This window comes from Mycobacterium sp., from assembly GCF_049280035.1.
Taxonomy (GTDB): domain Bacteria; phylum Actinomycetota; class Actinomycetes; order Mycobacteriales; family Mycobacteriaceae; genus Mycobacterium.
This window is the reverse complement of sequence record NZ_JBAPPI010000387.1, coordinates 1-9645: the sequence shown is the minus strand read 5'-3', so window position 1 is coordinate 9645 and position 9645 is coordinate 1. Positions and strand designations below refer to the sequence as shown.

At 66.6% G+C, this 9645-nt stretch carries 11 protein-coding genes; 7 read left to right on the top strand and 4 right to left on the bottom strand.

Translation table 11 applies throughout. The features are described from left to right. The 3 genes from WAN71_RS13010 to mqo form a co-directional block, all read right to left on the bottom strand. A partial coding sequence (locus WAN71_RS13010) for an NAD(P)-dependent oxidoreductase (protein WP_422225726.1) occupies positions 1-164 on the bottom strand: 164 nt, incomplete at its 3' end. 13 nt (positions 165-177) lie between these two features. Continuing rightward, positions 178-642 (bottom strand): GNAT family N-acetyltransferase, encoded by a 465-nt coding sequence (locus tag WAN71_RS13005; protein WP_422225724.1) that lies wholly within the window; start codon positions 640-642, stop codon positions 178-180. Beyond that, positions 639-2138 (bottom strand): malate dehydrogenase (quinone), encoded by a 1500-nt coding sequence (mqo, locus tag WAN71_RS13000; RefSeq protein ID WP_422225723.1) that lies wholly within the window; start codon positions 2136-2138, stop codon positions 639-641. Before mqo ends, WAN71_RS13005 begins: the two co-directional genes overlap by 4 nt. Before the next feature lie 130 nt (positions 2139-2268). Here mqo and WAN71_RS12995 point away from each other — a divergent pair, with 130 nt between their 5' ends. From WAN71_RS12995 to mtr, 3 genes are read left to right on the top strand one after another with little or no spacing between them, the layout of a single operon-like run. Next, on the top strand, positions 2269-3507 hold the full coding sequence (locus tag WAN71_RS12995; protein WP_422225722.1) for a hypothetical protein: 1239 nt from the start codon (positions 2269-2271) through the stop codon (positions 3505-3507). Between the two features lie 30 nt (positions 3508-3537). Then, on the top strand, positions 3538-4557 hold the full coding sequence (locus WAN71_RS12990; RefSeq protein ID WP_422225721.1) for an alpha/beta hydrolase: 1020 nt from the start codon (positions 3538-3540) through the stop codon (positions 4555-4557). 11 nt (positions 4558-4568) lie between these two features. Beyond that, positions 4569-5948, top strand: a complete 1380-nt coding sequence (gene mtr / locus WAN71_RS12985; protein ID WP_422225720.1) for a mycothione reductase — start codon at positions 4569-4571, stop codon at positions 5946-5948. On the opposite strand, the gene WAN71_RS12980 is transcribed toward mtr, so the two are convergent. After that, positions 5931-6413: a Fur family transcriptional regulator gene (locus tag WAN71_RS12980; RefSeq protein WP_422225719.1), complete on the bottom strand. Its 483-nt coding sequence runs from the start codon at positions 6411-6413 to the stop codon at positions 5931-5933. The genes mtr and WAN71_RS12980 overlap by 18 nt on opposite strands. 31 nt (positions 6414-6444) lie before the next feature. On the opposite strand from WAN71_RS12980, the gene WAN71_RS12975 reads away from it, so the two are divergent. The 4 genes from WAN71_RS12975 to WAN71_RS12960 form a co-directional block, all read left to right on the top strand. Further along, positions 6445-7563, top strand: coding sequence for an alkaline phosphatase family protein (locus tag WAN71_RS12975; RefSeq protein WP_422225718.1), 1119 nt, complete (start codon positions 6445-6447; stop codon positions 7561-7563). A 116-nt stretch (positions 7564-7679) separates the two neighbouring features. Then, on the top strand, positions 7680-8798 hold the full coding sequence (locus tag WAN71_RS12970) for a HoxN/HupN/NixA family nickel/cobalt transporter (RefSeq protein WP_422225725.1): 1119 nt from the start codon (positions 7680-7682) through the stop codon (positions 8796-8798). Positions 8799-9047: 249 nt separating this feature from the next. Then, entirely contained in the window at positions 9048-9347 is a 300-nt protein-coding gene (locus WAN71_RS12965; RefSeq protein ID WP_422225717.1) for a PE family protein, read from the top strand. A 10-nt stretch (positions 9348-9357) separates the two neighbouring features. Continuing rightward, on the top strand, positions 9358-9645 hold a 288-nt coding region (locus WAN71_RS12960), incomplete at its 3' end, for a PPE family protein (RefSeq protein ID WP_422225716.1).

Below are 9645 nucleotides of genomic sequence, written 5' to 3'. Positions count from 1 at the left end.
GCCTCGACCGCGGGGGTGGCCGTTGGGGTGATGACGTGCACGTCGGCGCCACTGGCGATCAGTAGCGGAAGCCGGCGCTGAGCAACGTTGCCGCCGCCGACCACAACGACCTTTTTGCCGGTCAGCCGCAAGCCGACCAGATAAGGGTTCTCGGGCGACGACATCAGCCGGCGAGTCTCACGGCTGCCCCGCAAAACCGGGCTTGACCATTGGTACGTGCGGAACTCCGTCGTCGACGAAGTCGTCGCCGTCCCGGACGAATCCGTGCTGGGCATACATGTCCGTCAAGTAGATCTGCGCGTCGATCCGGCAGGGATAGTCGCCCACCTCGGCCAGCGCCGCGCGCAACAGCCGGGTGGTGTGGCCCTGGCCGCGCGCGCTGCGTTCGGTGCACAGCCGTCCGAGCCGAAATGCCTTCTGCCCGCCCCCGTGTTCCTCCATCAGCCGCAGCGTGCAGATGACCTCGCCGTCGGGGGCCGCCAACCAGAAATGCCGGGTTTCGGCGAGCAGATCACGCCCGTCCAACTCCGGATACGGGCGGGCCTGTTCCACCACGAAGACCTCCACCCGCAGCTTCAGCAGCGCGTAAAGCGTTGGAACGTCAAGGTCTTTGGCCCACGCCCGGTGCAATGCCGCGGTCATTGCGGGCAATCGGGCTTGAGCTGCAGCGCCTTGGTGCTCCAAGACCACACTTCGTCGAACAGCGCCGGCTCACCGGAGAGGGTGGCTCCCAACGACGGCACCATGTCTTTCAGAGTAGGCAGCCACGCCTGATACCGGTCGGGAAAGCAGCGCTGCAGCACGTCGAGCATCGCCGATACCGCGGTTGAGGCTCCCGGCGACGCTCCGACCAGACCGGCGATGCTGCCGTCGGCGGCGCTCAGCACCGTGGTCTCGAATTCGAGCACTCCACCTTTGCGCTTGTCTGGCCGGATCACCTGCACCCGCTGACCGGCCGTCGTCAGCTCCCAGTCGGAATCCCTGGCGGTGGGTACGAATTCGCGCAGTGCGCCGACCCGGGCGGGCTGCGACAGCCGCAGCTGGCCGATCAGGTAGTTGACCAGTTTCATCTGAGTGACGCCGACGCCGATCATGGTCGCCAGGTTGCCCGGCGTGACCGACCGCGGCAGATCGGTGATCTGGCCGTGCTTAAGGAATTTCGGCGACCACCCGGCGAACGGCCCGAACAGCAGCCAGGGCTTGCCGTTGACGATCCGCGCGTCGAGATGTGACGCCGTCATCGCCGGCGCGCCGACCGCGGGCAAGCCGTAGACCTTCGCCCGGTGCGCAGCAGTGATCGCGGGATTGCCACTGCGCAAAAACTTTCCGGCGATCGGAAAGCCACCAAATCCCTTGGCTTCTGCGATGCCGGACTTTCCCAACAGCGGCAACGCCTGCCCGCCGGCACCGATGAAGACGAATTTTGCGTTCAGCCTGCGGTTTTCGCCGGTGCGGCGGTTGCGAACCGTCAGCGTCCAGCCGCCGTCGCGCTGACGAGACAGACTGCGCACTTCGTGGCCGAACCACACGGCTGTACCGTTGCGCACCCCGTAGCCGATGAGTTGTCGGCACAGGGCACCGAAGTCGACGTCGGTGCCGTCGGCAGCCCAATCCAGCGCGAGAGGTTGGGAATAGTCGCGTTTGGCGGCCATCAACGGCAGCCGGCGCGCGAATTCGTCGGCATCGTCAATCCATTCGGTGCGGGCAAACAGTGGGTTGCCGGCCAGCGCCTGCCGGCGGCGGCGCAGATAGTCGACGCGATCGGCGCCTTGCACAAAGCTGACGTGCGGAACCGGGCGCAGAAAGCCGCGCACATCGGGCAGGATGCCGTTTTCGGCCGCATAGGCCCAGAACTGGCGGGTGACCTGAAATTGCTCGTTGACGCGCACGGCCTTGCCGACGTCGATCGAGCCGTCCGGCTGCTGCGGTGTGTAAAACAGTTCGCAGAGCCCGGAATGCCCGGTGCCGGCGTTGTTCCACGGGTCGCTGCTCTCGGCCCCGGCGGCGTCCAACCGCTCGACCAGGGTGATCGACCAGGCGGGCTCCAGCCGCCGCAACAACGCGCCCAGGGTGGCGCTCATGATCCCCGCCCCGACCAACACGACGTCGGCCGTTGCTGCGACCTGCGGGTCTGACACCGGGCTATTCGTCCTTTGCGCTCGAGCGACCGTCTGGGCTGTTCAGATCGCCAGGTTATCCCGGCCAGGCCGCTCACCGTTGTTCGAGGTTGTGCCGCAGATTCCGCCCCGGTCTGCCACGCTGTGCGCCATGACCTGGCGGAATTTGGCTGCGGCCGTGGCGCTGGCCGGTGTACTGGTGGCCGGGTGTTCCTCGTCGACCGGTTCGGATGCGGCGCACCGAACATCTGGTAGCCCCACTGCGACGTCGCCGGCAGCGGTTGCGGAGGCCGCGGCTCACGGTGTGGAAGCCGCGATCGCGACCATCCCCTGGTCGCAGGTCGGTCCGGGTTGGATGCTTGCAACCTGGAGCCCGGTTCCCGGCGAGCGCCCCGGCGCCCCGCTCCCCCCAGGCGCACCGTCGCGCGAGTCGGCCACCACGACGCTGTACCTGGTCGACCCTGCGGGTGGTCGCTATCCGATCACCACGTTCCCGCCGCCGGGTCAGCAGGCGGGTCCCGAGTTGGTGGACTGGTCGGGCGATGGCAGCCACGCCCTGTTCGACGCGCGGTACGCCACCCCGTCGACGGCCATCATGGTCGACCTGCACACCGGCACGCAGACGACGCTGGGCGTGCACGGCTCACCTCGCTACAGCCGCCCGAACGGCAAGGCGCTGCTGTTGTCCACGCCACCGGGCCCGGGCTCGCGACTCGCGACCCTGGACCGAGTCGACCTCGCCGGCAACCACGAGCTGACCTACCCGACCGACAAACTCGGCAGCCCGTTCAACGGCAACTATCTTTCGACGCCCGACGGTACGCGGCTGGTCCTCGGCACGTCGGCGGGCCTGGCGCTGATGGGCAACGACGGGACGCCTGGCGCGACGGTGTCGATCCCGGGACAGACCAACTGCAGTCCATTGCGGTGGTGGGACGAGAAATCCGCCGCGACCGTTCTCGCGTCCTGCGATGCTCCCGGATTTGCGTCGCGGCTGTGGTTGGCGCCGATCGGCGGCCGCCCGCCCACCGCGCTCACCGCGTCCAATGACGGGCAGAAGGGTCCCGACCTCCGCGACGTCGGTGCTTGGCAGCTCCCCGCAGGCACGTTCGTGCAGGCCGAAGGCGCATGCGGCTATCAGTACCTGGCCAAGCTCAACGCCGACGGCACCACCTCGCCGGTCTCGGTGTCCGGCGTCGAACCCGGCCGCAGCGTCACCGTGGCAGGCGTCAACGGGGGCGATCTCGACCTGCGAGCCACGGCTTCGTGTGGGGGCGGCCAATCGCTCATCGACTACAACCCCGGCAGCAACACGTCGATTGTGTTGCTCGGGCCGCCGCTCAACGGCGGTGGCGTGATCGAAGCGGTGCCCTACGCCGACCAGCGATAGCCGGACCTCGCACGCTTTAAGCTGGCGTGCGTGACTGGCTGGCAGCCCGATGTCCTCCCCGGCTACTGGCAGCTCACCATCCCGCTAGGTGACGATCCCGATGGCGAGGGCGATGTCGTCGCGACACTGCTGCGTCGCGGTGAAGCCGCGACAGCCACCGACGCCGTCCTGGCCGTGCACGGATACACCGACTACTTCTTCCACACCGCGCTGGCCGACCACTTCGCCGACCGCGGGTTCGCCTTCTATGCGCTCGACTTGCACAAATGTGGGCGGTCGTGGCGGTCTGGCCAAACCCCGCACTTCACCACCGACCTGGCCAGCTACGACGCCGAGCTCGACCGCGCGCTGGCCGTCATCGGCGAGCAGACCGGTTCGGCGCGGGTGTTGGTGTACGGCCATTCCGCCGGCGGGTTGATCGTGTCGCTGTGGCTCGACCGGTTACGCCGCCGACGTAGCAGTGGCGCGACCGCACGCGCGGGCGTGACCGGGCTGGTGCTCAACAGCCCGTTTCTGGATCTGCCCGGTCCGGGGGTGCTGCGCTGGCCGACGACGGCGGCGCTGATCGCCGCGATCGCGCGGGCCGGCGATAAACGGGTCGCCCGGGCGCCGAGCGAAAATGTCGGTGGTTATGGCGCCAGCCTGCACCGCGACTATTACGGCGAGTTCGACTACAACCTGCAGTGGAAACCGCTGGGCGGCTTCCCCGTCACCTTCGGCTGGCTGCGCGCGGTCCTACGTGGCCAGGCGCGGCTGCATCGTGGGCTCGACGTCGGCGTGCCGAACCTGATCCTGCGGTCAGATCACAGCGTGTCGGAGACCGCGGACCCAATCGCCCTGCAATGCGGCGACGCGGTTCTCAACGTGGCACATGTTGCCCGCTGGGCCGGCTGCATCGGCAATCGCAGCACCATCGTTCCGGTGACCGACGCAAAGCACGATGTGTTCTTGTCGATGCCGCGGCCCCGGCAGGTGGCCTACCAACGGTTGGACACTTGGCTTGATGACTACCTTGGTGCCGCCTCCAACGTCACGACCGAAAGCGGCTGAAGGGCAGCCGGATGGAGACCTACGACCTGGCGATAATCGGAACCGGCTCGGGCAACAGCATTCTCGACGAACGCTATGCCGGCAAACGAGTCGCGATCTGCGAACAGGGAACATTCGGCGGAACCTGCCTGAATGTCGGATGCATCCCCACCAAGATGTTCGTCTACGCCGCCGAGGTTGCCGAAACGATCCGCACGGCAGCCCGTTACGGCGTCGACGCGCACATCGACCGGGTGCGTTGGGACGACATCGTCTCGCGCATCTTCGGGCGCATCGATCCGATCGCGATCAGCGGTGAAGACTACCGACGGGCCTCCCCCAATGTTGACGTCTACGACCGGCACACCCGATTCGGCGCGGTCCAGCCCGACGGTCGGTACCTGCTGCGCACTGACGGCGGCGATGAGTTCACCGCCGAGCAGGTCGTGATCGCCGCCGGCGCGCGACCGGTGATCCCGCCGGCCATCATCGAGTGCGGGGTGCACTACTACACCAGCGACACCATCATGCGAATACCCGAGTTGCCCCCGCACCTGGTGATCGTCGGAGGCGGTTTCGTAGCAGCCGAATTCGCGCACATCTTCTCCGCCCTCGGTGTCCGGATCACCCTGGTGATCCGCGGCGGCGCGCTGTTACGCCACCTCGATGACACGCTGTGCGAGCGGTTTACCCGCATCGCGTCGACCAAATGGGAACTGCGCACCCACCGCAATGTCATCGGCTCTCATCAGGACCGCTCCGGCATCGTGCTGGAGCTCGACGACGGTTCGACGCTGAGCACCGACGCCGTGCTGGTGGCGACCGGCCGCAGCCCCAACGGCGATCAGCTCGACGCCGACCAGGCCGGCATCGACGTCGACCACGGCCGAATCGTCGTCGACGAATACCAACGAACTTCGGCGCGTAACGTTTTCGCGCTCGGTGATGTGTCGTCGCCGTATGAGCTCAAGCATGTGGCCAACCACGAAGCGCGCGTCGTGCAGCACAATCTGCTCTGCGACTGGGACGACACCGAAGCGCTGGTCGCCACCGACCACCGCTACGTCCCCGCCGCGGTGTTCACCGATCCGCAGATCGCCACCGTCGGCCTGACCGAGAATGAAGCTGTGGCAAAGGGTTTCGACGTGTCCTGCATTATCCAGGACTACGGGGGCGTCGCCTACGGCTGGGCGATGGAGGACAGCACCGGCATCGTCAAGCTGGTCGGCGACCGCGGGACCGGGCGACTCCTCGGCGCACACATCATGGGACACCAGGCCTCGTCGATCATCCAGCCGCTGATCCAGGCGATGAGCTTCGGGCTGCCTGTCCAGCAGATGGCTCGCAGTCAGTACTGGATTCACCCGGCGCTGCCGGAGGTCGTCGAGAACGCGCTACTCGACCTGTCCTGACGGGCCGTTCTGCTGGCATTGCGGGCACAGGCCGTGCAAGGTGAGGCCGGCGCGTTCGGACAGCGTGAACGAACTGCCCGCCATCGCATGTTCCAGTGCGGAAGCCAGCCGCCCGGCCGGCACTTCGATGATCGAGCCGCAGCGGGTGCACACCGCGTGATGGTGCGGGTCGGCGGCCAGGCCATAGGTGGTGACCCCGCCATCGAGGGTCAGCGCATGCAGCACACCCTGGTCGACCAACGTGGTCACCGTGCGGTAGATCGTGGCCAAGTCCGGCGGCGGGTCGTCGGCGGGCAGGCACGCGCGCAGCCGCTGGTCGATCTCGGCAACCGACAGATGACCGTGGACCGGCTCGAGCACGGCCAACACCGCGATCCGAGATGCCATCCGCCGCAGCCCGTGGGACCGCAGCAGCTCACCGATTCGCTCGGTGACGGCCGGATCCACTGCCGAGGGCTTGGCCACTCATCCAGTATGCGCCTGCCAAACTGACGTGATGCCCCAATCGATCTGCGACGTGCTGCCCGCCGCGGCCGCCCTGCTGTCGGTTTCCGGGGCGCCGGACGCGCTGGGACTAACCGAGTCGGTCGGCGACGTGCGCCGCGTCGCGGTGGTGCTCGTCGACGGGATGGGCTGGCACTTGCTTCCGGCGCTGGCCGCCGATGCACCGCTGCTGGCGTCGGTGCTGGCCGGCGATGCCGGCCGGATGGACGAACTCGCCTGCACCTTCCCGTCCACCACACCGACCAGCCTGGCGTCGTTGTGCACCGGGGTCACACCGGGCGAACACGGGATTCTCGGCTTTACCGTCAAGCTCCCCGACACCGACCGGGTGCTCAACCACATCTTTTGGCGTGACGATCCGCCGGCGGCCCAATGGCAGCCCGTCCCAACGTGGTTCGAGCGGCTGCAGCAGGCCGGCGTCGACGCCGGGGCCGTGCTGCCCGCGGCATTTCTCGGCAGCGGCCTCACCGAGGCGTTGTACCGCGGCGCGCAACTCCGCCCCGCCAACACCGACGACGACTACGCGCAATTAGTGGTCGACCAGTTGCGCGCGGCGCCCGGATTCCTCTATGCCTACATCGCCGACCTCGACACCGCGGCACATCTGTTCGGTATCGATTCACCACAGTGGCACGCCGCCGCGGTCCGCGTTAACGCGCTGCTGACCCGACTGGTCGAGGCGTTGCCGTCGGATGCCGCGCTGCTGATTACCGCCGACCACGGCGGTCTGAACGTGCCGGCGCAAGCCCGCATCGACCTCGACGCCGACTCAAGGCTGCAGGCCGGTGTGCGCGCGGTCGCCGGCGATCCCCGGGTGCGCTACCTGCATACCGAGCCGGGTGCGGCACCCGACGTGATCGCCGCCTGGAGCGAACTGCTGGATGGGCGAGCCGAGGTGCGCAGCCGCGACGACGCCGTCGCAGCCGGGCTGTTCGGGCCGATGCATCCCGACCACTTGGCCCGGGTCGGCGATGTCGTCGTCATCTGCACCGGCGACACAGCGGTGCTGGCCACCGGTCACGAGCCGCCGGAAGTGGCTCGCCTTGTCGGCTTTCACGGCGCGGCCACCCCGGCCGAGCTGGCGATCCCGCTGATCACCTTTCGGGGTTGATCTCGCCCGCACCGCCCACATGCAAAAAACTTGCAGAATTCCTGCGAATCGTATGCATGACGTCCACTAGTGGTTTATTCTCGTCGGCGGTCGGGATTTTGAAGATGGGACGCGACATGGCCGCTGACCCGCTCAGCAGGCAATGGTCATCACTGTCTCGGCTACGGGCCGCGTTGACCCCCGACGAGTGGCTGCGTCTGGGATCGATGTTTGCGGTGATCATCGCGCTGCATGTAATCGGTTGGGGCACACTGGTACTCATTGTCGAGCCGGCGCACTTGAGCGTCGGAGACAAGGCGTTCGGCATCGGCATCGGGCTAACGGCCTACACGCTGGGACTGCGCCACGCATTCGACGCCGACCACATCGCCGCGATCGACAACACCACCCGCAAGCTGATGAACGACGGGCAGCGGCCGCTTGCCGTCGGCTTCTTTTTCTCGCTCGGCCACTCGTCGGTGGTGTTCGGGCTGGCAGTGTTGATCGCGACCGGCCTCAAAGCGATCATCGGGCCGGTCGAGCAGGATTCATCGGCCCTGCATCACTACACCAGCCTGATCGGCACCAGCGTCTCGGGCGTCTTCTTGTGTTTGATCGCCGCCATCAATGTGGTGATCCTGATCGGCATTCTGCGGGTATTCGCGCGGATGCGCCGCGGCGAGTACGACGAAGACGAGCTCGAAGCTCAGCTGAACAACCGCGGACTGCTCAACCGCTTGTTGGGCCGCTTCACCAAATCGGTGACCGCCTCCTGGCACATGTATCCGGTGGGTTTGTTATTCGGGCTGGGTTTCGACACCGCCACCGAGGTCGCGCTACTGGTGCTGGCCGGCACCAGCGCAGCAGCCGGTCTGCCCTGGTATGCGATCTTGTGCCTGCCGGTGCTGTTCACCGCCGGGATGTGCCTGCTGGACACCATCGACGGCTCGTTCATGAATTTTGCTTATGGGTGGGCGTTTTCGAACCCGGTGCGGAAGGTCTACTACAACATCACCATCACCGGGCTCTCTGTCCTGGTCGCGCTGCTGATCGGCAGTGTGGAATTGCTCGGACTGCTCGCTCAACAGCTCGGTTGGACCGGCGGATTCTGGAGCTGGCTGGGCGGCATCGACCTCAACGCGGTCGGTTTTCTGATCGTCGGTCTGTTCGTGGTGACATGGGTTGGCGCCGTGTTGATCTGGCGCTATGCACGCATCGAGGAGAAGTGGACGGTGCAGCCCGAGCGCGTCGGCTGAAACGCGTCGATAAGTCGGCTTGGCTTCCGGCTGGGCCGAGATCGCCACCGCGGGCGAACGCACTTCAAAACCGTTACGGCTCTGCCCGATGCACGGACAGAGCTGGGTGGCCTGCTGCCTGGATATGGCAGGGCCACGGCTAAAACCAATGACCGTAGCTTTCCATCCGGTCCCGGGCCGATGGTTGCTGTCTGAAATCGGCCTGCGCTATCGCATTTCGGGGCCGGTCATTTACGAAGGAGCAGTCTCATGTCGTTCGTCGATATCGTACCGGAGATGCTGTCCGCCGCAGCGGGCAATTTGCAACTGATCGGCTCGGCGGTGAGCGCGCAGAACGCCGCGGCGCTAGCCCCGACCACAGGGCTGGTTCCCGCCGCCGCTGACGAGGTCTCCGCTTTGACCGCAATGCAATTCGCTGCACACGCGCAGATGTATCAGGCGGTGAGCGCGCAGGCCACAGCGATGCACCAGATGTTCGTGACGGTTTTGGCGGCCAGCGCCGGTTCCTATGCCACCACCGAAGCGGCCAACGCCGTCGCGGCAAGCTGAGGAGTGAGCAATGGACTTCGCAGTATTACCACCGGAAATCAACTCCGGGCTGATGTACACCGGGCCGGGTTCCGCGCCCATGACGGCTGCCGTGGCGTCCTGGGACAACCTTGCAATCGAGATGTATTCGGCGGCAAGCAGTTACGGGTCAGTGATCTCGAGCCTGACCAGTGGACCATGGCGAGGTTCGGCGTCGGCGTCGATGACTGTCGCCGCCGCACCGTATGTGTCATGGATGAGCGCCACCGCGGCGCAGGCCGAACAGACAGCGGGCCAAGCCAAATCGGCAGCCGGCGCC